Raw genomic sequence first — 25,786 nt, 5'->3', positions numbered from 1 at the left:
GAACCTCGGCTGCCCGGACGCCTTGTCGGAAGGATTCCCTCAGCGAGCCTCATGCCCGATCCCTCGTCCCCGCCGAACGATTCCCCGCCCTTGCGCGTCACCGTCGATCTCAACCGCTGCCAGGCCTATGCCCAGTGCTGCTATGCGGCGCCGGCGCATTTCACTCTGCATGGGCGCGAGGCGTTGTTCTACGACCCCGCGCCGTCCGCCTCCGACCGTCTCGCCATCGAGCGGGCGCGGGTCTCGTGCCCGGTCCAGGCGATCCGGGTCGAAGACCCGGAGCGGCAGGGTCGATGACCGAAGCGATGATCGACGGACATGCGGTGGTGGTCGGCGCCTCGCTCGCCGGTCTGCGCGGCGCCGAATCCCTGCGCCGTTCGGGTTTTGCCGGCCGCCTCACCCTGGTCGGCGACGAGGCGCACCGCCCCTATGACCGGCCGCCGCTGTCGAAATCCGTGCTCACCGGCGAGGTCGCGCCCGAGGCGACGCGGCTGCCGAACTTCCACGCCCTGGATGCCGAATGGCGGCTCGGCATCGCCGCCAGCGGCCTCGACAGGGACGCCCGCACGATAAGGCTCGCCGACGGCTCGACGCTTGCCTACGACCGCCTGCTCATCGCCACCGGATCGCGCGCGCGATCCTGGCCGAACCCGGCCGAAGCGGGACTCATCGGGGTCCATACATTGCGCGGTCGGGACGATGCCGACGCCCTGAGGCGGGCGCTCTCCGCCGGCCCCAAGCGCGTCCTCATCATCGGCGCCGGCTTCATCGGCTGCGAGGTCGCGGCCTCCTGCCGGGCCCTCGACCTCGCCGTCACGCTGATCGATCCGGGACCGGCGCCTCTTGCGCGCATCCTCGGGCAGCCGGTGGGAGAGATCGTCGCTGCCCTGCACCGGACGCTCGGCGTCGACCTGCGCAGCCGAACCAAGGTCGAGCGCCTCGAAGGCGATACGGCCGGCCGGGTGGTACGAGCCATCCTCGACGATGGCCGCTCGGTGGAGACGGACGTCGTGGTGGTGGCCCTCGGCGCGGTGCGCAACACCGAATGGCTGCACGGCTCCGGTCTCGATGTCGGCCCGGGCGGTCTCGCCTGCGACGCGGCCGGCCACGCCCTCGACACGGAGGGACGCCCCGATACGGCCATCGCCGCGGCCGGCGACGTGGCGCGCTTTCCCCACCCGCTCTACGACGGCCGCCCCGTCGCCCTGGAGCATTGGGGCCATGCGGTGGCGCAGGGCGAGCATGCCGGGCGCCTCCTCGCCGGGATGGCCGCCGGGACGGCCTATGCCGAGATGCCGGCCTTCTGGTCCTCGCAGGGCGGCATCACGATCAAGTCGGTGGGGCTTACCGAGGGGGCCGATGCCATGGTCTTCGCGCAAGGGAATCCGAAGGAGGGGCGCTTCGTCGTCGTCTACGGTCGCGAGGGTCGCTGCATCGCGGCCGTGTCCTTCGATTCCGCGCGCTGGCTCCCGGCCTATGCCGAGCGGATCGCCGCCCGTGCCCCGTTCCCGCCGATCCGCGGCGGAACCGACGAACACAGCCTGACCGTACTGGCGCCGGGCTTTCCCGAGGTACGGACATCGCCATGAAGACCGGGAGCCTGTTCGAGGCGGTCAAGGACGAGGCCAACCGGGCCGATCCCTATCCGCTCTATGCCCGCCTGCGTGAGACGCCCGTCTCGCGCCAGGACGACGGCACCTACGTGGTCTCGACCCATGCGGCGATCACGAGCCTCCTCCACGATCCACGGATCAGCTCGGAAACCCTGCCGCCGAGCGAGCGCCCGCGCACGGGCAACCCGGTCTCGGACTGGATCATCAATCCGCTCAAGAACCGCGTCACCAACAGCCACCGCCCCTTCATCTTCCGCGATCCACCGGACCACGACACGCTTCGGATGGCCGTGATGGGTCAGTTCACCCATCAGCGGGTCCACGCCATGCGCGATCGCGCGCACGTCCTGGTGGCCGACCTCCTGGACAAGCAGAGCCACGCGACGAGCCTCGATCTCGTCTGCGACGTCGCCTACCCGCTGCCGGTGACGGTGATCTGCGAGATGCTCGGGGTGCCGCCCGAGGACGAGCCGAAATTCCACGGCTGGGCGACGCAGCTCGCCTCGGCGCTCGAGCCCGACAACCTCGGCGACGAGGAGGCGCGGGCTGCCAACATCACGACGTTCGACGAGATCGCGACCTATATGGGCGGCCTGATCAAGGAGAAGCGCCGGCACCCGCAGGACGACATGCTGTCGGGCCTGAGCGGCACACCCGGCGCGGACGCACCGCAGATGGGCGAATACGACCTCATCGCCAGCGCCATCCTGCTGCTGGTGGCGGGGCACGAGACCACCGTGAACCTCATCGCCAACAGCATGCTGGCGCTTGTGCGCCACCCCGACATCCTCGCCCGGCTCGCTGAAGAGCCTCACCTCGCCCCGCGCCTGGTGGAGGAGATGCTGCGCTTCGACCCGCCGGTGCATTTCCGGACGCGGCGCGCCTTGAGCGCCATCGACATCGCCGGAACCACGATCCCGCAGGACGCCGACATCGTGCTCCTCCTGGCCTCGGGCAATCGCGACCCGGCGGTATTCCGAGACCCGGACAGGTTCGATCCGGACCGGCCCGACATTCGCCATTTCGGCTTCGGCGGCGGCCTGCATTACTGTGCCGGCGCGCCGCTGGCCCGGTTCGAGGCGGAAGCGGCACTGGTGGCGCTGGCACAGCGCCTCATCCATCCGCGCCTCGTCGACGATCCGCCGCCCTATCGCCCCGGCGCGGCCCTGCGCGGCCCCAAGCACCTGCGGCTCGCCATCGACGGGGTCGCACCCCGGCGCTGACCTCACGGCGCAGGGGACGGGTGCGATTGCGGCCTTGCCGCCACACCCTGCCCGAAAAGCCGGGGCGTCACGCCTTTCCCCGTTCGGCCTCGCGGATTGCCTTGCCGTCAGCGCAATTGCCGGTGACGCAGCGGCCTATTGCCGATGTCCCTGCCGGGAAGAGAAATCGATGCCGCGTCAGTTCCTGTCGACCGTTGCCCTCGTCGCCCTTGCCGCAAGCCTCGGAGCCTGCAGCTCGTCGCGTCTCGACGGGCCGAGCCGCGGCAGCCGCGCCGGCCTCGGTGCCCAGGCCGCTCTCGAGCCGGTCGCCCCGGCCATGCCCTCCGGTCCGGTGACCTCCGCCCCCCTCGCGCCTCCGCCCGGCGCCAGCGCCGCGCCCCTCGACGCTCCGCCTCCGCCCCTCGGTGCCGACGTGGCGATGGCTCCCGCCCCGGTCGTCGTGGAGCCCACCTACGTGCCGCCGCCCGCACCGCCGATCGTGTCGAGCGGACGCTCCTCGGTGGTGGGAAGCTGGAACGCCAGGGACGCCACGGGCGCGACCTGCAAGGTCTCCCTGTCGAGCGCACCGGCCCTCGACCTCTACAAGGCAAACGCGTCCGGCTGCGCCAACAAGGATCTCGCGAAGGTCACCGCCTGGGATTACCGCGACGGCGAAGTCTATCTCTACCAGCCAGGCGGCACCGTCACGGCCCGCCTGCGCCAGGGTGGCGGGGCGCTGGACGGTGCTCTGTCCAAGTCCGGTGCCTCGCTGGCTCTCGCACGGTAAAGAGCTGCGACGCAGCTTCGAAAACCGATCGCAAGATCCTGTTCCTGCTTCATCTTTTTAGAAACAGGACATGCCCTGGCGCAGTCCCTTAGGGGCTGACGCGCAGCCCCAGAAGCCAGGTATTGGCGCTGAAGCTCGACCCGGCGGAACTGCTGTCGATCTGCTGGTAGATGTAGCTGCCGCGCAGGGAGAGCCAGCGGTTGAAGCGGTAATCGAGCCGGGCGGTGGCCGAGAAGCCGCGCTCGGTGATGTTCACCCGGTCGTAGTCGCTGGCGAGGTAGCCGGCGCCGAGCGTGATCGACAGGTTGCGCAAGAGGTCGTGCTGGACTTCCAGGGTGGCCGCCTGGGTCAGCACGCCGCTCGATCCCGGCACGGCGGTCTCGATGATGCCGGTGGTCGCGTTGAGCCGCACCGTGGTGAGCGGACTCGCCGTCCAGATCAGGGCCGCGTTGATGATAGGGGCCGTGAGATCCTTCAGGGTCGGATCGACATAGGTCCGGTGCTGGAGGCCCGCCGAGACCTCGCCGCTGATGAAGCGGGTGAGGGCCACGCGTGCGCCGCCCGTGACGGTGATGCCGTCGGAATTCCGGCGGATTCCGTTGGAATCGGTGCGCAGGTCGTAGACGCGGGTATCGGCCAGGACATCGACGAAGGGCGCGATGACCGGCGAGATCTCGTAGGCGGCGCGCAGCCTCAGGCCGTACTGGTTCAGGTTGCGGTCGCTCTGGTTCAGGACCGCGCCGTTCGAGAGCGTCGCGCTCTCGAACTCGGACCGGTCGACGAGGCCGCGCAGCGAGACCTGCAGCCGGTTGAAGGTCTCCGTGACGCCGACAGTCGTGCCGTAGCTCGCCACGATCGGACGGTTCGACAGCGTCGCATTGATGTCCGGCGAGCCCGGCCGCTGCGTGTCGATGAGGAAGCGCGTCTCCACATCGATACTGGTGCTGCGGTTGGCGTCGAGACGCAGGCGGACGGCGCCCGCGCCGTTGGGCCGGCTGGCGGCCTGATTGTCGGGAAAGTCGAGATAGCCGCCGCGGAGCTCGCCCGCGAGTTCATGCGTCGACCAATCGCTGCGGAAGGCGAGTTCGCCCTCCGTGCGCAGGGCCAGCGATCCCTTGGCGCGGTTGGCGGTGATCTGGTCCGGATTGGTGTCGTAGCCGACGCTCTGCTGGAACACCGGCAGGACGGTGAAGGTGCCGACCTTGACGCCGAGGGGGGCATAGGCCTGGTCCACCGCGAGCGGCTGGCGCAGGGCCGCGCCGAGGACAGCGCCCGGCGTGCTGATGCCGGCGAGCGGCAGCAGGGTCAGGGAGGGGGCCGAGGGCGGCGAAGGCGACGGCGTCGGCAGCGGCGCGCCGACGACGGCATTGCGGATCACCGGCGTGAGACGCAGGTCCGGCGGGGGCGTCTGCACGATGGCACGGACCGGACGCGCCGTGGCGAGGCCGAAGCGGCGCGGCGGGATCGCGCGCTGGCGCAGGATGTCGGTGAGCGTGCGGTTGTTGCCGGCTCTGGTGGTCGCGCTCGGCACCGGGGCGCGGGACCGCGGCCGGGCAGGGGCATTGGACAGGCCGTCGCCGATCTGCAAGGCGGAATCGTCGCTCGGGGAGAGCGCGCCCGTGGAAGCGTCGCCGGACGCGCCGCTGCCGCGCAGGGTCGGGCCGCCCTCGCTTGAGGCTCCGGAAGCGGAGGAGGGGCTGCTGCTGCCGAAGGTCGCCGTGCCGGGCCGCGTCCCCCGGTTCGAGACGGTCTGGTTCGAAGGGGTCGGGATCGCCTGGGCCAGGACCTCCGCCCCCGGCAGGGCGACGGCGGCCGTCAGGATCAGGCCGTGAAGCCCTCCCTTGCGCCATCCAGCGATCGGCCCTGCACGCGTCACGGATGAATGTCTCTCCGCGGACCTTCCGTGCCGAGCGGTGCGCACGACAGGACCGCTCCCCGGGGTGATCACGGCAATCCGCTCGCGCATCCCGGGACCGGCGCGACGGACGCGACGGTGAAGGTCCAACACGAAGGCCGCCGCGATCGAGACCGCGCGACACCCTCGTGAGGACGGCCTTCGCCGACCTCAACGTGGTAAAAGAACAGGGTTAGCGTTGTCTTAAAATCGAGCCGAGCCTTGTCGTGTCGGCTCGATCCTGCCGGCGCGGGCGCGGAGAACGAAGAAGCCCGGCGCGGAATGAGCCGGCCGGGCCTGGTCTGCTCCGATCGTGGGCGGGCGCTCAGGGAAAACCGATGAAATCGGTCTCTTGGATCGATGACGCGGCGACATCGTGCAGGATGATCTTGTTGGTCCCGGAAATTCCGGCGCGCGTGATCAGCGTATCGGCTCCGCCGTGAAGTTCACTGATGCTGACCTGATCGAAACGGCCGACGAAGGCCGACACGTTGAAATGGTCTAGGCCCGACTCGAAGCCATAGACAGTGTCGCGCCCGAAGTTCGCCTTGAAAGCAAAGGTATCGGACCCCGCGCCGGCATAGAGCTTGCCCCCACCGATGCCGCCGAAGATGAGTGGAGCGTCGAGGAAACCACTCCGATCACCAGCCTGGGCCGCGCCCGTCATGCGGCCGGACGATCCCCGGCGCCCATGGGCCTCGTCGTGAAAACCCGTCCGCGACATCGGTCAGCCGAGGCGGTGATAGGCCTTGAACCAGCGCACGAAGGCCGGGATGCCGACCTCGATCGGCGTCGTCGGGGCATAGCCGAGGTCGCGGGCGATGGCGCCGAGATCGGCGTAGGTCTCCCGCACGTCGCCGGGCTGCATCGGCTCGGACCGGCGGATCGCGGGCCGTCCGCAGGCCTCTTCCAGCACGTCGATCATGCGCAGGAGCGGGACCGAGCAATTGTTGCCAATATTGTAGAGCCGGTGCGGCGCGCGGCTGCCGCCCGCTTTCTCCGCGCCGTCATCGGGGGGCGGGTTGTCGAGGCAGGCGAGGATGCCGGCGACGATGTCGTCGATATAGGTGAAGTCGCGCCGCATCGCTCCGTCGTTGAACACGCGGATCGGCTCTCCCGCGAAGATCGCCTTCGTGAACAGCCACAGCGCCATGTCGGGCCGTCCCCATGGCCCGTAGACGGTGAAGAAGCGCAGGCCGGTCTGAGGCAGGCGATAGAGATGGGCGTAGGTCTCGCTCATCAACTCGTCCGCCTTCTTGGTGGCGGCATAGAGCGAGACCGGGTGGTCGACGCGGTCCTCGACCCGGAAGGGAAGGGAGGTGTTGCCGCCATAGACCGAGGAGGACGAGGCGTAGGCCAGATGGGCCACCGCCCGGTGGCGCGCGAATTCCAGGATGTTGAGGTGACCGACCACATTGGCCTGGACGTAGGCGCGCGGGTTCTCGATGGAGTAGCGCACCCCGGCCTGGGCGCCGAGATGGACGATCCTGTCGATCTCGAACGCCGCGAGGCCCCTGTCCAGGGCCTCGTGGTCGGAGAAATCGAGCGGCAGGAAGCGGAACGCGTCGCCCCGGCGCGTCTCGATATCGGCGATCCGGTCGCGCTTGAGCGCCACCGGATAATAATCGTTGAGATTGTCGATGCCGATGACCGTCTCGCCGCGCGCGAGCAGGCGATCGGCCACGTGGTAGCCGATGAAGCCCGCCGCTCCGGTCACGAGAATCGCCATGTTCGGGTCGCGCCCTCACGATTGCCCGGACCGCCTGCCGACAAGGCCGGCGGCGGTCCGGAAAGGTCCGCTTACAGTCGCTCGTAGAGTTCCTTGAGGCGCCCGCGATAGATCTCGGGGCTGTATTTCGCCGCCTGGACCTTGCCCATCTCGGAGAGGCGCGCGCGCAGGTCCGCATCCGAATCCACCGCACGGATCGCGTCGGCGATGTCGCGGGTGTCGTAGGGGTTGATCAGCAGGGCCGCGTCGCCCGCGACCTCCGGGGTCGAGCCCTCGCGCGAGGTGATGACCGGCGTGCCGAGCAGCATGCTCTCCAGAACGGGCAGGCCGAAGCCTTCGTAGAGCGAGGGGAAAACGACGCCCTTGGCGCCGCGGATGAGACTGACGAGCAGGGAGAACGGCGCGTAGTCGAACCGCCGGATGCGGTCGCGCTGGTAGGTCAGGTTGTCGACCTGCTCGAGATACGAGTTCGTCAGCGGATTGATGAACTTGAACTCGACATCCGACTTCCAGGCGGCGCCGCCGACGATGACGAGGGGCGACGAGACCTGGCTCGCGAGATAGGCCTCGACCAGGCGTCCGACGTTCTTCTTCGGCTCGATGGCGCCGAAGAAGAGGAAATACCCCTTGTAGGGAAGGCCGAACGCGCCTTCGATCTCGCGGCGGACCACGTCGTCGGGCTTCTCGGAGAACTTCTTCGGGATTTCCACCGACTGGTAGGTGTTGGTGATCCGGTGCTCGGGGCAGCCGAGCAGGTTGATGATGTCGCGGCGCGAGGTCTCCGACACGGTGACGATGTGATCGGCATCCTTCACGATGCGCCGCATCAGGCGCAGGTAGCGCCGCTTGATGTCGCCGGTGGTGAAGGGCAGGCGCAGGGGCACGAGGTCGTGCAGGGTGTAGATGTTCTTGGCGCCCGGAATCCGGATCGGCAGAGGATAGGTCCAGTGCATGATGTCGGGGGTGCGCAGGCCGCTGACGCGCAGGGTGCGGTTGTAGGTCTTGAAATAGGCGAGCGAGACGTCGAACAGGTTCACGCTGTTCCAGATCTGGTCGAAATACGGCATCCGCGACTCGAACGTCTTGCTGATGACCGTGCCGGTGATCGGCACCTTCACCGCCCGACGTCCGAGGGGCGAGGTCAGCTGGTCGCGGAGGTAGCGCAGGACCAGCAGCCACTGGGGCGGCTTGCCGACCGCGGGATCGAAGAACGAGATCTCGCGCAGCAGCGGATCGAGGCCCGGCGAGGCGCGAGTCCCGTAGAGGACGTCCGTCCGGTAGCCGAGCTCATGCAGTTCGTAGCTCAGGTTGCGGGCGTAGGTGGCGACACCGGTCCCCTTCTCCAGGCCGAGGTTGTACCCATCCAACATTATACTCTTGGGCATTCGGGGCTTCCTCAGATGGTTCTGCGATGGGTCGGTCGCGTCATGGATGAAAGACTCGGGCCGAGCGTCGTCTCCGTCCCGATGGGCCGGCCCGTGTCCTATGAAATCCGCTCGATCGCTTCGTGGGATCGACGAGACGGCGCGTCCGGCGGGCCTAGAACTTCAGCGCCTTGAGCACTCTCGGCTCGACCGGCCAGGGGGAAGCTTCGAACTCGACCGCCTTCGGCAGCGGGAACGCGTCGAACAGCGCCTGGGGCGAGTAGGTCAGCGGGCGCCAGGTCGCCTTGATCCAGTCGAGGGCCTTGTCCCATTCGGGCTGGGCGCGCCGCTCCAGGCAGAAGGCATTGAGCCGGGTCACGCCGGCACCGAGGTAGAAGTCCCGGACCCGGTGATCGACCTTCTCCTCGTCGTCGTCGAGCTTGAGCTCGCGGCCTTCGCCCTTGCCATAGGTCGCGAACCAGGCACTGGGAATGCCGTAGCACTCGGCGATCACGAGGCCATGGAGCGAGGTGGAGAGGATGTGCCGGCAGGACACGATCTCCTCGACCTTGGCGCGCAGGGACGGAGCGTCGCGCTCGGTGATCGTGTTGATGATCCGGATATCGCCCTTGCGCTCGGGCGGGATGCCGTAGCGCGTCATCACGTCGAGGACCGCGGCGGCGGGATCCTGGGAGGCGAGTTCGGTCAGATGGACGATGACGCCGATCTCATGGGTCTTCACCACGTGGTCCATGGGCCAGAACTTGGGCAGCAGGTAGACCGGATCACCGTAGATCTCCGGGACGGCGATGCCCTGGGCCCTCAGCACGGCGCCGGTCTTGGGGCCGCGCACGGCATGGACGTGGAACTCGGTTCCGGCCGGTCGCTGGTACGGCGCCGGATTCGGATTGCCCGGACAGCGCTGGGCGTCGAGGCCGGTACCCCACATGTGCAGCGTGCCGTTGCTCACCGCGTGACCGATGGTTCCGACCGCCACCAGCCGCTCGGAATTGCTGTCGAAGGCCGCATGCCGGACGACACGCCCGGAAATGGCGGCGACCATGACGGCGCTCAGAGCGTCGCCGAAATTGGCGTAGGGAAATTTCTTCGAACTGGCCGCCCAGGCGAGGGGAACCGAACCGGGCGGCAGCGTCGATTTAATGCGCTTCAGGAGAGCGACGGAGCTCTTTTTTTTTTCTAGCTTCGCCGCGGAGGCCACGGCAGCATCTTCGCCAGCCGGCTGGGGAGCAGCTTTGGCAGCACTTTTGGGAGCCCCTTCAGGAAATCGAGCAGCGGCCACCTTGGCGCCTCCCGGAAATTCCTTGCGGTCGAGCCGGTTCAGTTCGCCGACGTCGTGGCGCAGCTTCAGATCCGTGAGCGCCTTATGCTCCCAGATCGTCTCGCCGGGGGCGGCGGAGATGGGGCTGAGATCGACGGGGAAGGCGTTGATGAGGTCATCGCCGTCGAAGGTCTTGGGCGCCCAGGTCTGGTCGATGGCCTTCATGATCGCCGGCCAGTCGCTCGGCTTGGGCCGCGGCTGGTTGTAGACGTCGATCTTCGGAAGGCCGAGGCCGGTATAGAGGTCGACGATGCGCAGATCGACGTCGCCACCGGGGGTGAGTTCAACCGATTGCAGGCCGTCCTTGCTCAGGCTCGGCGCGAAGTACAGGCAGGGAATGCCGTAGGATTCCGCGATCACCATGCCGTGGAGGCTGGTGGAGACGATGCGCTCGCAGGACAGGATCTCGTCGATCTTCGACTGCAGGGCGCCGACATGCAGCTCCGTGACGGTCGTGATGAGATGGATGTCGTCGGCGAGTTCGGCCGGGATCCGGAAGCGCGCGATCTCCTTGCGCGGCACGGCCTCCATCTCGCGGTTGGCGAGTTCGGACAGGTGCAGGATAACGCCGAGCTTGTAGCGCTTCTTGATGGTGGGCTTGTAGAATCGGGGAAGCAGCCAGACCGGATCGCCGTAGGGAACGGCATGCGAGAGCGTCCTGCCCGAAAGCAGAGCCTCCGAGACCGGACCACGGGTCGCGGTCACGGTGAAGTGCGAATCCTCCGACGGGACGAAGGGCTTCTTGTCCGCCGCCGGTGCGGACGGATTCGCCCAGTTCGAGCACCCCGTCCCCCAGAACCAGACCTCGCCATTGGCAAATCCGTGCCCGATCGTACCGACGCAGGAGAGGCGAGGCGCGAACGACTTCATCGGCGCCCTGCGGATCGGCTTGCCCGAAAGCAGGGCGATCATCACCGGGCTCAGAGCGTCGCCGAAATTGAGATAGTTCATGTCCAGGGTCGAACCGGCCCAGGCCAGAGGAATCTCGCCTTTCTCGCGCACGTACCGGGTGATGGATGTCGCCATGATCACGTCCTTGCTCTTTGATTTTCTAAACGAAAACAATGATCACATCGTCATGGCATGGCTTGGGGCCGCAAGCCTCGGACCCGCAAGCATCGACGCGGCCGATGCTCATGGGCTTCGCCACCTCAACCGAAAGACCGGCTGCGCAGAAATGACATCGACGCTCGAATGACGATCTCTTCGTCATCTCAACGGAATCACCGAGACCGTCTCGACCAAAGAAGCTTGGATCATTCCGCATTTTCTTGCCTGAATGCCAAGCTCTCCGAGTCGCCCAAGTCATTGGTGCGCCTGATTAAGGCGGATTCCGCAGGGTGTCCAGGGCGGGATGTCGCGGTGCAGGCAAAACCGCACGCCGCTCCCAGCACCACCCCGGCGCCGAGAGCACGGAGGGAAGCAGAAACCGGAATCGAGACCGCACCGTGACGATCGTCACGGTGCGGTCTGAGAGACGCGCTGCCTCGCACCGCCGGAGGTCGACACCACACGACGGGCCGGCGCGGGACGTTGCGCGACCCGGGCGGTCTTGGCGCGCTCGTCGAAACGGTTCAGCGCCGCCATGATCTGCCGGCCGGTTTCCGTCCAGGTGGTCGCACGGAAGTTCTTGTCAATCTCGCACTCCTTCTCCCGCAGCAATGCGGGATCGGTGGCGTAGGTCTTGATCTTGGCGGCCCATTCGCGCGGCATATGGGGCTTCGCGTAATCGACGAAATGCTGCCCCACCTCGGGCAGGGAAGTGGTGTCCGAGACGATGCCGAACTTGCCGAAGCTCAGAGCCTCGGCGACCGGCAGGCCCCACCCCTCGTAGCGGGAGGGAAACACGAACATCTGGCAGCCCTTGTAGAGGGTCCGCAATGCCAGGTCGTCGACCTTGGCGAGGAAATGGAGCTTGCGGGCCAGCGGCGTCCGTCGGACGATGGCCCGCAGGAGCATACGCCTCTTGCGCTTGCTGTGGCCGACGCAGACGAGGCTCGGCGCCGCCTCCTCGTTGCCCTTGAAGGCCAGCGACCATGCCTTGATGGCGACGCGATGGTTCTTCCGGGGATGCACGGACGAGACGTAGAGGATGTAGGGCCCCTTGACCTTGAGCGGTTTCGGAGGGGTGTTGTCGCCGATCTGCGAAACGCCGAAGTCGAGCTGCACGATACGCCCGCAATCGAACCCCTGATAGGCGATCAGCGCCTCCGCGGTGGCCCGCGACGGCGTGAAGATCACGTCCGCAGTCTCGAGAACGAGGTCGATCCAGCGCTTGAAGGTCGCCTCCGCCGAGCGGAAGGTCAGCTTCGGCCGCTCGATCGGCAGCATGTCGTGGACGAGGACCGCCTTGCGGCACGCGATCCCGGCCGTTTTCATCGCGCTGATGATGCCGTGGTAGTTCGAGCGCGACCAACTCGCACCGAGCATCACCAACCACGGATCTGCCCGAGGCATGGAGATATCGGCGGCCGCGGCGACCTGACCCTTGAAGATGCGGACGTAGCTCAGTTCCTCGACCGCCTTGGCGACGAGGGAACGGCCATGGACGGTGTTGGTCCTGCCATAGGCCTCGATGAGTTCCAGCATCGCGCCGTTGATGGGCGCGAGCCGCCGCTTGAACGGCGTGATGCCGATGGGCGTGATGACGGCGCCGGAATCGTCGGCCTGAATCGCGCTGGTGATTTCGTACACGACCCGTTGAATTCCGGTGATCGGAAGCCCTCTTTTGAAGAAGGAAACCAGATCCGTGTAGTCCATCAGAATGTTGTGATCTGTCATGGAACCATAATCGCGGATTCGACGATGGAAAAACGCCGACACATTGTATGTGCCGTCTTCTGACCACCTACGGTGTCAGCCATTGCTGCCATCGACGAGTACGCCCCGCTTGCTCGAAAACGCCAAGGCCACCTGCGAGAACTACGCGCCTAAAATATGACGCTCCCGCAGCCACGGGTCGAGGCTATCGCATCGCACCCAGCGCGCATAGTCGGTCAGGAAAAATGAAGCGTCCTGCGAATGCGATGAGGAGATGAGCGGTAAGACAGGGATTGTCGAGTTGCGACGGGTCCGACCGCCCGTCGCGCACCGATCCGGCATCAGCATCGGATCTGAACAGGTATTTGGCTCCCCGAGTAGGACTCGAACCTACGACAAAGCGATTAACAGTCGCTTGCTCTACCAACTGAGCTATCGGGGACCACGGCGGGGTCTCTACACACGGCTCACGAAGGATGCAAGGGCCGTCCGCATGTTTGTCGGCTTTGTTTGCGGCGGCGCCGCGCATTGGGCTCTCGTGGCGGAATCCCCGTTGCGAACGGGGCTCGGGCTCTGTATGAGACCCGTCACCCCGGATCGGCCGCCCGATCCGGAGGCGCCATTCCCTCTCGAAAAGGGATGTGCCAGAGGCCTCGTGGCGGAGTGGTTACGTAGAGGACTGCAAATCCTCGCACCCCGGTTCGATTCCGGGCGAGGCCTCCAACTTTTCCCGACCGTCCACGAGGGACGGGCCCCGGCCAAGGCCGGACCACCTCATTCCGTCGCTTCCGTCCAGCCGAACGAGCGCGTCACCGCCTTGCCCCAGGCGGCATAGAGCCGGTTGCGCCGCTCTTCGTCCATGCGCGGGTGCCAGCGGTGATCGACGCCCCAATTGGCCACGAGGTCACCGGTCCCGGCCCAATATCCCGTGGCGAGGCCCGCCGCGTAAGCGGCGCCGAGCGCCGTGGTCTCCGTCACCTTCGGGCGCAGCACCGGCACGGCGAGGAGGTCCGCCTGGAACTGCATCAGGAGATCGTTGCCGACCATGCCGCCATCGGCCCGCAGCTCCTTGATCGGAATCCCCGAATCCGTCTCCATCGCTTCGATGACCTCGCGGGTCTGGTAGGCGGTCGCCTCCAGGGCGGCGCGGGCGATGTGGCCCTTGTTGGCGTAGCGGGTGAGGCCCGCGATGATGCCGCGCGCACTCTCCTGCCAATGCGGCGCGTAGAGCCCGGAGAAGGCGGGCACGAAGTAGACATCGCCATTGTCCTCGACGGTGCGGGCGAGGGGCTCGATATCGGCGCTGTCCCGGATGAGGCCGAGATTGTCGCGCAGCCACTGCACCAGGGCACCGGTGATGGCGATGGACCCTTCGAGCGCATAGACCGGCGCCTCGTCGCCGAGCCGGTAGGCGAGGGTGGTGACGAGGCCGCAGCTGGAGGGCACCGGCGCCGCTCCGGTATTCATCAACACGAAACAGCCGGTCCCGTAGGTGTTCTTGGCCTCGCCCGGCGAGAAGCAGGTCTGGCCGAACAGGGCGGCCTGCTGGTCGCCGAGGATGCCGGCGATGGGCACGCCCGAGAACGCCATTCCGGCGAAGGATCCGCGCGTCTCGCCGTAGACCGCGCTCGAGGAGACGATCCGCGGCAGCATCGCCCTGGGGATGCCGAAGGCCGAGATCATGCCGGCATCCCAGTCGAGGCTGGCGAGAGCCATGAGCTGGGTGCGGCTGGCATTGGTCGCGTCGGTGATGTGAAGACCGCCCTGCGGACCACCGGTGAGGTTCCAGACGAGCCAGGTGTCGATGGTGCCGAACAGGACATCCCCGGCTTCGGCCGCCGCGCGGGCGCCGGGTACCCGGTCGAGGAGCCAGGCGAGCTTGAGGCCCGAGAAGTAGCTCGCCAGGGGCAGCCCCGTGACCGCACGAAACCGGTCCTTGCCGCCGTCGCGGGCAAAGCCCGCCACGAGCCCGTCCACCCGCGTATCCTGCCAGACCAGGGCATTGTGGAGCGGCCGGCCGGTGGCGCGGTCCCAGATCAGCGTGGTCTCGCGCTGGTTGGTGATGCCGATGGAGACGAGATCGGAAGGCAGCAGCCCCGCCATCTCCAGGGCCTCGCGCATCACGATCCCGGTGTTGCGCCAGATCTCGACGGGATCGTGCTCCACCTGGCCGGGACGGGGATAGATCTGCTCGTGCTCGCGCTGGGCCGACGCGATGATCGCGCCGCCGCGATCGAAGACGATGAAGCGCGTGCTGGTGGTGCCCTGATCGATGGCACCGACATACCGGGTCATGGACCTCTCCCGTCCCAGGCGTTTCTAGTCCCGTCCGATTCGCGAAACCGGCCGAGAACGGCTCGTTCGCCGTCAGGCCGCCTCGGCCTTGCCTGCCATATAGGCTTCGAGCCGCGCCCGTCCCTCGGGCGCCAGGTGAAGGCCGAGCTTCGAGCGACGCCAGAGGATGTCGGGCGCGCTGCGCGCCCATTCCCGGTCGATCAGGTAATCCACTTCCGCCTCGGTCAGCCCCTCGCCGAAATCCGCGCCGAGATCGGCAAGGGTCCGGGCCGAGCCGAGCAGGCTGTCCGTCCGGGTGCCGTAGGCGCGCGCCAGGCGCCGCGCCATCGCAGCCGTGAGGAAGGGCCTGCGCGCCATGAGATCGTCGAGGAAACTCCCGAAATCGGCATGGGGCATGTCGCCGCCCGGCAGCACCGCATCGCCGGTCCAGGCGGGCTTTAGCCCCGGCCGGTAGGAAGCGAGCTTCTCGATGGCGTGTTCGGCGAGGCGGCGGTAGGTCGTGATCTTGCCGCCGAAGACCGAGAGCACCGGCAGGCGCCCGCCCCTGTCGGAGACGTCGAGGACGTAGTCGCGGGTGACCGCGGAGGCCTTCGCGGCGGCATCGTCGAACAGCGGGCGCACGCCCGAGTAGCTCCAGACCACGTCGCCGGGATCGATGCGCGCCCGGAACGACCGGTTGATGCAGTCGCAGAGATAGCGGGTCTCGTCCCCGGAGATGCGCACCGGGCCGGGCTCACCGCCATGGGGTACGTCCGTGGTGCCGATGAGGGTGAAGTCGCGCTCGTAGGGGATCGCGAAGACGATGCGCCCGTCGGGTTGCTGCAGGATGTAGGCCTGCGCGCCCTCGTAGAGTTTCCTCACGACGATATGGCTGCCCTTGACGAGCCTCACCGCCGCCCGGCTGTCGAGGCCGAGCGTGTGGCGGAGGGTCTCGCTCACCCAGGGGCCGGCCGCGTTGACGACCATCTCCGCACGCACGGTCTCGCTGCGTCCCGTCCCGACGTCGCGGATCGTGGCGACCCAGGATGTCTCGTCGCGACGGGCGGATTCCACGGCGGTGCGGGTCCGGATGACGGCGCCGCGCTCACGCGCATCCATGGCGTTCAGCACCACGAGGCGGCTGTCCTCGACCCAGCAATCCGAATAGGCGAAGCCGCGGGTCAGCCGCGCCTGCAGCGGCTCCCCCAGTGCCGAGCTGCGCAGGCGCACGGATGTGCTGCCGGGGAGGGCGCGCAGGCGTGCGAGGTGATCGTAGAGGAACAGGCCGAGCCGGAGCATCCAGGCGGGCCGCAGGCCCTCGTCGTGCGGCAGGACGAAGCGCAGCGGCCAGATGATGTGGGGCGCCAGCCGCAGCAGGCGCTCGCGCTCGGCCAGGGCCTCCCGCACCAGGCGGAACTCGAACTGCTCGAGATATCTCAGGCCGCCATGGATCAGCTTGGTCGAGGAGGAGGAGGTGAACTCGGCGAGATCCCCGCGCTCGCAGAGCAGAACCTTGAGGCCCCGTCCGGCCGCGTCGCGCGCGATGCCCGCGCCGTTGATGCCGCCGCCGATGACGAGAAGATCGTAGCCGTCCGCGTCCACTCTGCGACCTTCCCGTTCCTGGGGCCCGCCCTAAAGAGCCCTCGATCACAACGGCCGGAAGGCGAACCCGTCCCTGTTCCGATCGCAAGAACACGCGGTCCATGAAAACACGGCTCTTGTAAACGCGGCAGCACCCGATGCTCCGCACCGCCGCCGCGCAGCCACTATCGAACAGTTCCAAGATTCCGCACGTCTGCGTCGGAGGCCGGCATCGTCGGCAGCGCATGCACAAAATAAGTCTTTTCGCTCTTATATCAAAATGTTTTGCAAATAGCGTCAGCCCGTTCCGTCACAGAAATCAGCATCTTCAAATCACTTTATGCAATAAACAGAATCAAATCTGAAAACGATCTAAACTCTTGCCAAATAAAAATCGATAAACTGGCGCAGTTTTATCTGTATATATGTCGAAATACTCCCTACGATTAGAGCGACATTAACATCGGCGCCCTAGGGACGGATATCGCCCGGGTCGGCCGGCATCGGCCGCCCGTCCGGGAGCCGGGGCTTTCGAACACAGAAGACTCGGGTCTCGCCTTTGGGGGGCGGAAACGCATGAGACATGGACCGCATCTCCGGCGCGGATTGATCGCCGCATCCGTCCTCGCGCTGACGATGGCAGCGGGGTCCGGCGCATCGGCCGAGACCGACATTCCCGCCTATATGAACGTCATCGTGGGCGCCAAGGTGCCGGATGCGGCGGCGGCGGCTCGCCAGAACGTCCTGGCGCTGAATACCGGGATGTTCGAACTCTACGGCGAGGCCGGCAAGCTCGTACAGAGCAGCATCCTGTCCCAGCACCCGGTGATCCTGGGCCTGTTCTCGGGCGCCGGCGGCCGCTTCATCCTCTATCGGCCGGGTCAACCCTCCCTGGAAGGTCCGCCGGTTCCGGAAGTCTACCAATACCTCAAGTCGGTGGGCCACAGCGTGATGGCGCTCGGGGTCGTGGTCGGGCCCCATATCGGCAAGACCGGCGACACCTCGTGGCAAACGTCGGTGGCGAGCTACCGCGTCCGCCTGAAGGCGGCCCTGGACAGCATCGATTCCGTCGCCATCCCGGAGGCCTGGAAGGCGAACAACAAGGCGCTGATCGCCGAGAACATCGCCTTCATCGACAAGTGCCTGTCCGAGGGCACCATCTCCTTCGCCTCGGTGAAGGCCTTCGCCGAAAAGCAGAAGCGCCCGCTCAAGCTCAACATCCAATGGGCCGCCGATACCCAGGTGAAGCACTGGATGGGCGTGCTCGCCGATTGGAAGCGGCAGCTCGGGGCCGATTGGGACAAGGTCTATGCGGCCAGCAACACGATCTACGTGGCGCGGCAGAACAACGTCCTGTTCAGCGTCCTGGCGCAGTTCTTCAAGCCCGAGGACATCAACACCCGCCTGATCCTGATCGAGACGGTGTCGTTCACGACGACACCCACCGATATGCTCGAATCGCTGACGCGCATCATCGCCGATCGCACCGTGGGCGAGACCTTCTTCGGCAGCCCCCACCTGATGGATTACGAGCTGATGGGAGGCGACGCCCGCGACACGATCACGGCCGAGACCAAAGCGCGCGGGATGACGACCCTGCTTCCGCCGCGCGTGCCGTTCGGTTCGCATCAATGGCCGACCCTGATCACCCCCGGTCCCGGCCCCGCCTCGCTGTCCGACCTGCCGTAGGCCCTCCGCCCGACACGGCGCCGCAGGAGACGACCCGCGGCGCCCATTCCTGACCCTATCGCGGCTTGGCCGCGGGCGACCGGACCGATGGGCGATGCCGGTCGCCGACGCCACGATGCCGAGGGATCGCTCCATGCTGGCTACGAACGATCGTTGCGCCGACCCCGCCAAGCGGCGGCTTGCCCGGGGCCAGGGCTCCATCGTCGCGCCGGTCCGCAGGGTCCTGTCGGCCGGAACGATCCTGCTCGCGCTTCTCGCCGGTGCGCCGGTGCGGGCGCAGATGCCGCCCGCCGAGACCGTGCGGGACGCCATCACCGGACTGCCGCGCCAGCCCGTCCACGTGACGGCATGGCCGGGGGGCAAGAAGGTCGCCGTGACCTTCGTGCTCTACGTGGAGGTCTGGGGGACCGGGCACGGCCCCAACTTCCGCACCGACATGAACGGCCGCGATCCCGATGTCGTCGACGAGGCCTTCCGCACCTATGCCATCGACTGGGGCGTGACGCGGGTCGGCCGCCTGTTCCGTGAGCAGGGCGTCCCGCTGACGATCGCCCTCAACGCACAATTCCCCTCCGCCCATCCCGACATCTGGCGCCGGTTGAGGGAGAGCGTGCCCAGCGCCCCCATCCTCGGCCACGGGCTCAACAACTCGACGCAGCTGCTGCCGCTGGGACAGGGGCTCGCCGCGCAGCAGGCCTATATCCGCCGGACCCTCGACCTCCTCGAGAAGGAGACCGGCCGGCGCCCCATCGGCTGGTCCAGCCCGAGCGTGTTTCCCAACGGCGACACCTTCCCCGCCACTGCGGCGGAGGGCATCCGCTACACCCTCGACAGCATGGATTCCGACATCCTGTCGCGCCTGCGGACCCCGTCGGGGCCGCTGCTGCAGATCCCCTATCCCGCCGTCACAGTCGATATGGGCCAGTACCTGTCGCGGGGAAAGGAACCGGCGGACCTGGAGCGGCTGTGGATCGACTACGTCGGCGAACTCGCCCGCGAGGCGACGGCGGACACGGCGCGGGAGGCGACGGTGGTGGCGATCGGCATCCATCCCTTCGTCGTCGGCACGCCCTCCGGCGCGGCCGCCATGCGTCGCGTCCTGGAGGCGCTGAAGGCGCTCGATCCGGTCTGGCTGACCGACACGCAGGCGGTGTTCGAGGCCTCCGGTCGGTAGCTCGGCGAAGACCGGCCGCCCTGGAACGACACAAGAATTAATGAGATTGCAATGCCTATTCACTAACCAGGCAACAAACCACGAATTTCACGCCGCTGATACTTTGGCATGACTTTTCCATTGAACGACCGGCCACCCGGCTTCAGCCGGAGGCCGTAGCGCACCCGACCCATACCGAGTCCGACCAGAGGGTAGAAACATGCGCGCGTCGCGCCGGGAATTCATGACGTGGATGTCCGCCGGTGGCATCTCCCTCAGCATGACCCGCCTGGGTCAGGCGCAGGAGGTCGGCTTTGCCGCGCGGGAGACGCTCCCCGGCCGCACCCGGTGGAACCCCGCCATCGGCGGCCTCGGCCGGATCGACGGCGAACCCAAGGTGACGGGCGCGAAACTCTACGCCTCGGATTTCCGGGCCGCCGACATGCCGGGCTGGCCGGCCAAGACCTCGCATGCCCTGCTGGTGCGCGCGCCCGACGCCTCGCATGTCTATCTCGGCCTCGACCTCGCGCGTCTCGACGGGCCGATGAAGCCGACCACGATCGTCACCGCGGCCGATGTCGCCAAGATCGGCCTCCAGGTCCCGGAATTCTACGCCGGCGATCTGTTCTGCCCGGTGGGCAAGACGCCGCTCTATCTCGGCCAGCCGGTGGCGATGCTGATTTTCGACGGGTTCGACGCCTATGACCGGGCGCGGGTGGCCGTGCGCGACGGCAAGGTCGTCAGGTTCGGCGAGGAGACGGGGCCGATCGCGGCCGAGAATTACGGCGCGTTCCGCTTCACCCGCGTGGCCGGGCCGACGCCGGATTCGCCCGATCTCTACTCGCCGGTCCTGGCCGGCTGGGTGAGGCCGGGACGCGTGCAGCATTCGCCGCTCCCGGTCTGGGAACCCTATGCCAGGGAGACCTCCGATCCCTACGGCAAGGCGGCGCGGTACGGCGAGGAGATCCGCGCCGGGCTCGCCGAGAACGATCCCGACCTGCTGGTGCTCGACCGGCATTTCGAGACGCAGTCGGTGGATCCGATGTTCCTCGAACCGGAGGCCGGCCTCGCCTGGCATGACGGCCGGAGCGGCACCCTCGAACTGGTGCTCGGCGTCCAGTCTCCCTTCGAGGCGTCGGAGGCCATCGCGTTCCTGCTCGCCAAGGCGAAGGCGCCGTTCAAGCCGAAGCGCATCAAGACCGACTTCGCCTATATGGGCGGCGGGTTCGGCGGGCGCGACCACACGCCCTTCATCCTCTACGTCACCCTGGCGGGACTGTTCTTCCCCGGCCGCCCGGTGCGCCTCGCGCATGACCGGTTCCAGCAGTTCCAGGGCGGCATCAAGCGCCACGCCATCAAGATGCATTCGCGAATCGGGATCGACCGCAGGACGGGCCGAATCACGGCCTTCGCCGCCGACCATGTCCTCGACGGCGGCGGCCTCGCGAACTTCTCGCCGAACGTCGCCACGGTGGCCGCCACGGCAGCGATCGGCATCTACGACATCCCGAAGGTCGACGTCACCACGGTGGCCGTGCATTCCCGCGGCGTCACCGCCGGGTCGATGCGCGGCTACGGCACGGTGCAGACCATGACCGCGCTGGAAACCCTCGTGGACGAGGTCGCGGCCGCACTGCCCCTCGACCCGATCGCGTTCCGCCGGCGCAACGCCCTGCCGCCGGACGGCCGCACCATGACGGGCAACCGCTACAGCGTCTCGGTGCGCACCACCGAGATCCTCGACAAGCTCGAAGCCCATCCGATCTGGACCTCCCGCGCGGAGGCGAAGACGCAGACCGGACGCGACGGGATCCTCGTCGGCACCGGCGTGGCCGTCGCCACCAAGGATTACGGCACCGGCGCGGACAGCTCGCTCGGCCGGGTCGAGATCGACGCCGAGGGCCGGATCTCGATCGCATCCGACCAGCCCGAGATGGGCAACGGCATGGGCACCGCCCTGGCGAGCCGGGCGGCCGCGCATCTCGGCGGCGTGGCCGACGAGATCGCCCTGGCGCAGGTTGGCGTCTTCGGTGAACTCGCGCTCGTCACCTCCGGCAATTCCTACACGATGGATCAGGCGACGCAGGATGCCGCCGAGAGGAACAGCCACTGGGTGCCGGCGATCAGCTCGGCCACGGCCGCTTCGAACGGCGCCCATGTGGGCACTCACTCCACCGCCGAGGCCGCGCGCGTCGTGTTCCGCTTCGGCCTGTGGCCGGCCGCTCTCGCCCTCTGGTCGATCGCGCCGACCGATCACCGAGCCGGGCAATGGGCGCAGGCGACCTGGGTCGACGGTCGGCTTCATTTCGCGGATCTGCCGCCGCTGCCCCTGAAGGAACTGGCCGCCAAGGCCCATGCGGCCAAGCTCGTCACCGGCGCCACGACCCATTGCTTTTCGCGGTGGGCCTGGTCGAAGGCGACCTTCCCGGTCCAGGGCCAGCGCTACTCGGCCGAGATCGATGCCCTCGCTTTGCGCAGAGGGGGAGGCAGGTTCGAGCGGGTCGGGCGCGTCGCCGTCTCGTTCCCGCCCACGGACAACAACCGCATCGGCACCACCTATACGGCGATGTGCGGCACCCTGGTCCGCGTCGAGATCGAGCGGGCGACCGGCGCGATCAAGGTGGTCGAGGCCTATTCGGTCGTCGAATGCGGCCATGCCCTGGTGCCGGAGGTGGTGAGGGGTCAGGCCCAGGGCGGATTCGCCATGGCCGTCGGCTATGCCCTGCTCGAGACCCTGCCGCCTTTCGAGGACGGCCCCGGCAACGGCCAGTGGAACCTCGGCCAGTACGTGGTGGCGCGCGGCTCCGACCTGCCGCTCTCCGCTTTCAAAGTGGAGATATTGGCGCCGCGGACTCCGGACGAGCCGCCCAAGGGCATCGCCGAGGTGGTGATGGTGCCCGCGGTGCCGGCCATCCTCAATGCCATCTCCGATGCCACCGGCCACCGCTTCCGGGCGCTGCCGGTCACCCCAGCCCTCATCAAGGGAGCCCTCGCGTGACGACCTTCGCCATTACCATCAACGGGCAGGCGTACGGGCCGGTGGAGCTGCGCGACGACCTGTCGATGAACGACTACCTGCGCGAGTATCTCGGGATGACCGGGACGAAGTTCGGCTGCGGCGCGGCCCAGTGCCTGAGCTGCGCCATCATCGTCGACGATCCGGACGGGACGAGCCGGACCAGCCCGACCTGCATCGTGCCGGCGGTGACCTTCAACGGCATGGCCATCCGCACCATCGAGGGCCACGCCAAGGGCGACGCGCTCACGACCCTGCAGAAGGCCTTCATCGAGCATTTCGCCTTCCAGTGCGGCTATTGCACCGCCGGCTTCCTCAACGAGGGGCAGGTCCTGCTGGAGCGGCTGGAGAAGAGCCCGGTGGCGCGGGCAGAGCTCGAAGGCATCATTACCGAGGCACTCGACGGGCATCTCTGCCGCTGCACCGGCTACATCAAGTATCACGAGGCCGTCCGCTCCGTGATCCTGGCCGAGCCCAAACGTTACCTCGCCTAGCCCGCCGCCCCGGCACGACACGCCGGGCGCGTCTCGTGCCTCACCTTTCTTCGAACAGCGGCCTGCGCGTTACGGGCCGATGCTTCAGGATCACCGCGATGATCTCCTCCGTTCGAACCGCCATCCTGGCCTCGGCCGCCCTGCTGACGCTGGGCGGGCTCGCCGGCTACGCGGCCGAGAGCGGGAGGGTGCCGGCGGACCGGCTCGCCCCGCCGCAGAGCTTTGCCGGCATCGCCGACCCGCAGGCGCGGTCGGCGGCGCTCTTCACCGAACTCGGCAAGGTCCTCACCAGTCCGCGCTGCGTCAATTGCCATCCGGCGAGCGACCGGCCGCGCCAGGGCGATGCGAGCCGGCCGCACCAGCCGCCGGTGACGCGGGGTGCGGATGGGATGGGCTCGGACAGCATGCGCTGCCCGACCTGCCATCAGGACAGGAACTACGATCCGGCCCGGATGCCCGGGCATGCGGCCTGGCACCTCGCCCCGCGCGAGATGGCCTGGGAGGGCCGGTCGCTCGCGGAGATCTGCGCCCAGATCAAGGACCCCGAACGCAACGGCCAGCGCAAGCTCGACGACCTGATCGAGCATATCGGCAAGGACAGTCTGGTCGGATGGGCCTGGGCGCCCGGCACGGGCCGCAAGCCCGCACCGGGCAGCCAGGCCGAAGCGGGCGCCCTCGTCGCCGCCTGGGTCGAGAGCGGAGCGGCCTGCCCCTCGAAATGACCGCGCTCGGCCGACCCTCCGGCAGGATGGAAATGTCGCGCGGGAAGGGCCTCACCCGGAAGTTCATCCTCCGCGATTTTGGCTCGATCCGGGTGGTTGACCGGACAGGCACAGTGCCTTATGCGAACAACCTCTATCGGAGGCGCTCACGCAGCCTCCGGCCCAGATCGAAGAACGGCCGCAATAAAGCACCGTCTTCAGCGGGTTCGTTGGGGGATAGTTTAACGGTAGAACAGTGGACTCTGACTCCTCTAGTCGAGGTTCGAATCCTCGTCCCCCAGCCACTGTCACACCTAAGTCATTCAGATCATTGAGCTCCTCGCGCAGTCGCCCTGCGGTGTGAGCCTGTTGCTACACACCGCTGCTACACAAGGCACCCAGCCAGGTGCCGAAGGAGCGGAGTGGCACCGATCGCGAATGTCGTCCTGCGTGGACGCACCTTTCATTTCCGCCGACGTATACCGACTGGCCTGCAGCCGAAATTGCGCCTCACCGAGATGGTGCGCAGCCTCGGGACATCGGACGCACGGACTGCCAAGCTGCGAGCCTGTCAGCTATACGTCGCGTCAGAGAATATCTTCTCGACCCTGAACGCGACCCCGATGCTGACCGACGCCCAACTCGCCCGCCTCGTACAGGATTTTTACGGGCTGATTCTCGATCAAGAGAACAAGGGGCGTCTGACGCGCGGTGCAATCCCGAACGACATCCGTGAGCGCCGTGTCGTTCAGTACGACACGATGGCGGCGCGGAACCGGGAGGCGCTCGCCTGCAACCGACTGGAAGAGGCGGGCTTCGTCACCGCCCAAATGCTTAACAAACAGGGCATTAAACCCTCTCACCTAAGCCCTGCGGAACTTTCCCAAGCGCGGCAGGCGATGCTGCGCGCAGGCATTGACGTGGCCGAAGCGCTCAAGGCCCGCCACGAGGGCGACTTCAACTTCGAGCCACGCGACAAACTTTTGAAAGCCCAGTTGGAGGCGACGGCCCCTCCACCGCCCTTCGCTGAGCAAAGCGCATCGGCCCCGGCGCCCGCGTCTGAGCCCGAGGCGACGCATGAGGCGCCTGACCCCTTATCTGTAGTCGGTGCGGCCTTCCGTACCACACAGGTCGCCACAGGCGCCTGGGACCGACAGACAGCGGCGCAAGCGGGAGCAACGTTCCGGCTATTTGTTGACTTATGCGCGGACCGCCCCCTTGCAGCGTACACCCGTAAGGATGCCGGCCGCTTCCGGGAACGGATAGAGCAGCTACCAAATGACTACGGGAAGCATCCGCGTTACCGCGACCTCACCGTCGACCAGATCCTGACCGCATACGATGCGCTCCCCATAACCGGACGCCCGCCCGTCATTACCCAGAAGACCGTCAAGCGGCACTTCTCAGCGCTATCCTCGCTTTGGACAGCGGCCGTATCGAAGGATGACGCCCCCACAAACATCTTCTCAGGCTTCCGCTTTAGCAGCACGCGCAAGGCCAGTGAGCAGCGGGATATGTGGGAGCAGGCCGAGCTCGTCCAACTTTTTGCGAGCCCAGTCTGGACCGGTTGTCTTTCCGAACGCCGTCGTGCGGTCCCAGGACACATCATCCTGCGCGACGAAAAATTCTGGCTGCCTCTGATCGCCGTATTCTCCGGATTGCGACAGGAGGAGATCTGTCAGCTGCATGTCGACGATATCCGGCAGGACGGGGGTATTTGGTTCATCGATGTGAACGATCGCCCACCACGCAAAGTGAAGAACGCAACTGCAGTACGACGCGTGCCCGTGCACTCCGAGTTGATCCGGCTGGGCTTCCTCGCCCATGTCGACACCCAGCGCCGATCCCGGCAGCCGCGGATCTTTCCAGGCCTTGAACCGGGCGGAGCAGATGACCGTCTCGGCCATGCCTTCACCAAGTGGTTTACGCGCTACCGACGAGACGTAGGGATTTACCGGCCAGGCCTGGACTTCCACTCCTTCCGGCACACGGCAACAACCCTAATGCATCAAGCCGGCGTAGTCTCGGCAGTGATCGACCATGTTACGGGCCATGCCACCGCAGGTGAAACAGCTCGTTACACGAAGCGTTCGACCATGATGCAGTTGCAGGCAGCCATCGAGACGATAGCCATCGGAGTGGATTTAACTGCCTTGCACGCAATGAAAACCGCCTGATCTCCGAATTGCC

At 67.1% G+C, this 25,786-nt stretch carries 19 protein-coding genes and 3 tRNA genes; 13 read left to right on the top strand and 9 right to left on the bottom strand.

What is annotated here, in order from left to right; translation table 11 throughout:
• Positions 1–51: 51 nt before the first annotated feature.
• From A3OK_RS0106720 to A3OK_RS0106705, 4 genes are all read left to right on the top strand, one after another.
• Complete coding sequence (locus tag A3OK_RS0106720) at positions 52–297, top strand: ferredoxin (RefSeq protein ID WP_019904175.1); 246 nt, start codon at positions 52–54, stop codon at positions 295–297.
• The gene (locus tag A3OK_RS0106715; RefSeq protein ID WP_019904174.1) at positions 294–1,589 is read left to right on the top strand and encodes an FAD/NAD(P)-binding oxidoreductase; all 1,296 of its coding nucleotides are present in this window, start codon (positions 294–296) and stop codon (positions 1,587–1,589) included. The genes A3OK_RS0106720 and A3OK_RS0106715 overlap by 4 nt, the downstream gene beginning before the upstream one ends.
• Complete coding sequence (locus A3OK_RS0106710) at positions 1,586–2,836, top strand: cytochrome P450 (protein ID WP_019904173.1); 1,251 nt, start codon at positions 1,586–1,588, stop codon at positions 2,834–2,836. The genes A3OK_RS0106715 and A3OK_RS0106710 overlap by 4 nt, the downstream gene beginning before the upstream one ends.
• 169 nt (positions 2,837–3,005) lie before the next feature.
• Positions 3,006–3,602, top strand: a complete 597-nt coding sequence (locus A3OK_RS0106705; RefSeq protein WP_019904172.1) for an AprI/Inh family metalloprotease inhibitor — start codon at positions 3,006–3,008, stop codon at positions 3,600–3,602.
• Positions 3,603–3,690: 88 nt separating this feature from the next.
• Here the strand turns inward: A3OK_RS0106705 and A3OK_RS0106700 are convergent, their stop codons facing one another.
• From A3OK_RS0106700 to A3OK_RS0106680, 5 genes are all read right to left on the bottom strand, one after another.
• On the bottom strand, positions 3,691–5,478 hold the full coding sequence (locus A3OK_RS0106700; protein WP_019904171.1) for an outer membrane beta-barrel protein: 1,788 nt from the start codon (positions 5,476–5,478) through the stop codon (positions 3,691–3,693).
• Between the two features lie 343 nt (positions 5,479–5,821).
• On the bottom strand, positions 5,822–6,163 hold the full coding sequence (locus A3OK_RS22425) for a hypothetical protein (RefSeq protein ID WP_019904170.1): 342 nt from the start codon (positions 6,161–6,163) through the stop codon (positions 5,822–5,824).
• 60 nt (positions 6,164–6,223) lie between these two features.
• Entirely contained in the window at positions 6,224–7,225 is a 1,002-nt protein-coding gene (locus tag A3OK_RS0106690) for an NAD-dependent epimerase/dehydratase family protein (protein ID WP_019904169.1), read from the bottom strand.
• Positions 7,226–7,296: 71 nt separating this feature from the next.
• Positions 7,297–8,610, bottom strand: coding sequence for a glycosyltransferase family 1 protein (locus A3OK_RS0106685; RefSeq protein WP_245259323.1), 1,314 nt, complete (start codon positions 8,608–8,610; stop codon positions 7,297–7,299).
• 154 nt (positions 8,611–8,764) lie between these two features.
• Entirely contained in the window at positions 8,765–10,954 is a 2,190-nt protein-coding gene (locus A3OK_RS0106680; protein ID WP_019904167.1) for a polysaccharide pyruvyl transferase family protein, read from the bottom strand.
• On the opposite strand from A3OK_RS0106680, the gene A3OK_RS23915 reads away from it, so the two are divergent.
• On the top strand, positions 10,953–11,126 hold the full coding sequence (locus tag A3OK_RS23915) for a hypothetical protein (protein WP_155911969.1): 174 nt from the start codon (positions 10,953–10,955) through the stop codon (positions 11,124–11,126). The genes A3OK_RS0106680 and A3OK_RS23915 overlap by 2 nt on opposite strands.
• A gap of 260 nt (positions 11,127–11,386) precedes the next feature.
• Here A3OK_RS23915 and A3OK_RS0106670 read toward each other — a convergent pair whose 3' ends face one another.
• Positions 11,387–12,709, bottom strand: a complete 1,323-nt coding sequence (locus A3OK_RS0106670) for a glycosyltransferase family 1 protein (protein WP_026597003.1) — start codon at positions 12,707–12,709, stop codon at positions 11,387–11,389.
• Positions 12,710–13,054: 345 nt separating this feature from the next.
• Positions 13,055–13,130: transfer RNA gene (locus A3OK_RS0106665), tRNA-Asn, on the bottom strand.
• 207 nt (positions 13,131–13,337) lie between these two features.
• Between A3OK_RS0106665 and A3OK_RS0106660 the strand changes: the two genes are divergently transcribed.
• A tRNA-Cys gene (locus A3OK_RS0106660) sits at positions 13,338–13,411 on the top strand.
• Between the two features lie 51 nt (positions 13,412–13,462).
• Here A3OK_RS0106660 and glpK read toward each other — a convergent pair.
• Both glpK and glpD read right to left on the bottom strand, forming a co-directional pair.
• Positions 13,463–14,983, bottom strand: a complete 1,521-nt coding sequence (gene glpK, locus A3OK_RS0106655) for a glycerol kinase GlpK (RefSeq protein ID WP_019904164.1) — start codon at positions 14,981–14,983, stop codon at positions 13,463–13,465.
• 72 nt (positions 14,984–15,055) lie between these two features.
• Positions 15,056–16,564, bottom strand: coding sequence for a glycerol-3-phosphate dehydrogenase (gene glpD, locus A3OK_RS0106650; protein WP_019904163.1), 1,509 nt, complete (start codon positions 16,562–16,564; stop codon positions 15,056–15,058).
• Positions 16,565–17,119: 555 nt separating this feature from the next.
• On the opposite strand from glpD, the gene A3OK_RS0106645 reads away from it, so the two are divergent.
• From A3OK_RS0106645 to A3OK_RS0106615, 7 genes are all read left to right on the top strand, one after another.
• Positions 17,120–18,232, top strand: coding sequence for a hypothetical protein (locus tag A3OK_RS0106645; protein WP_036302178.1), 1,113 nt, complete (start codon positions 17,120–17,122; stop codon positions 18,230–18,232).
• Positions 18,233–18,365: 133 nt separating this feature from the next.
• Positions 18,366–19,406 carry a polysaccharide deacetylase gene (locus A3OK_RS0106640; protein WP_155911968.1) on the top strand — a complete coding sequence of 347 codons (1,041 nt, stop codon included), beginning with the start codon at positions 18,366–18,368 and terminating at the stop codon, positions 19,404–19,406.
• A 199-nt stretch (positions 19,407–19,605) separates the two neighbouring features.
• A complete protein-coding gene (locus tag A3OK_RS0106635; RefSeq protein WP_019904160.1) occupies positions 19,606–22,383 on the top strand; it encodes a molybdopterin cofactor-binding domain-containing protein in 2,778 nt (925 codons plus the stop codon).
• Positions 22,380–22,895 carry a 2Fe-2S iron-sulfur cluster-binding protein gene (locus A3OK_RS0106630; protein ID WP_019904159.1) on the top strand — a complete coding sequence of 172 codons (516 nt, stop codon included), beginning with the start codon at positions 22,380–22,382 and terminating at the stop codon, positions 22,893–22,895. The genes A3OK_RS0106635 and A3OK_RS0106630 overlap by 4 nt, the downstream gene beginning before the upstream one ends.
• A 98-nt stretch (positions 22,896–22,993) precedes the next feature.
• Positions 22,994–23,617 carry a hypothetical protein gene (locus tag A3OK_RS0106625; protein WP_019904158.1) on the top strand — a complete coding sequence of 208 codons (624 nt, stop codon included), beginning with the start codon at positions 22,994–22,996 and terminating at the stop codon, positions 23,615–23,617.
• Positions 23,618–23,827: 210 nt separating this feature from the next.
• Positions 23,828–23,901, top strand: a tRNA-Gln gene (locus tag A3OK_RS0106620).
• A 117-nt stretch (positions 23,902–24,018) separates the two neighbouring features.
• Positions 24,019–25,773: a site-specific integrase gene (locus A3OK_RS0106615; protein ID WP_051092907.1), complete on the top strand. Its 1,755-nt coding sequence runs from the start codon at positions 24,019–24,021 to the stop codon at positions 25,771–25,773.
• The last annotated feature ends 13 nt before the right edge of the window (positions 25,774–25,786 follow it).

The organism is Methylobacterium sp. 77, assembly GCF_000372825.1.
Lineage (GTDB): Bacteria > Pseudomonadota > Alphaproteobacteria > Rhizobiales > Beijerinckiaceae > Methylobacterium.
This window is presented reverse-complemented; position numbering and strand designations above follow the sequence as displayed.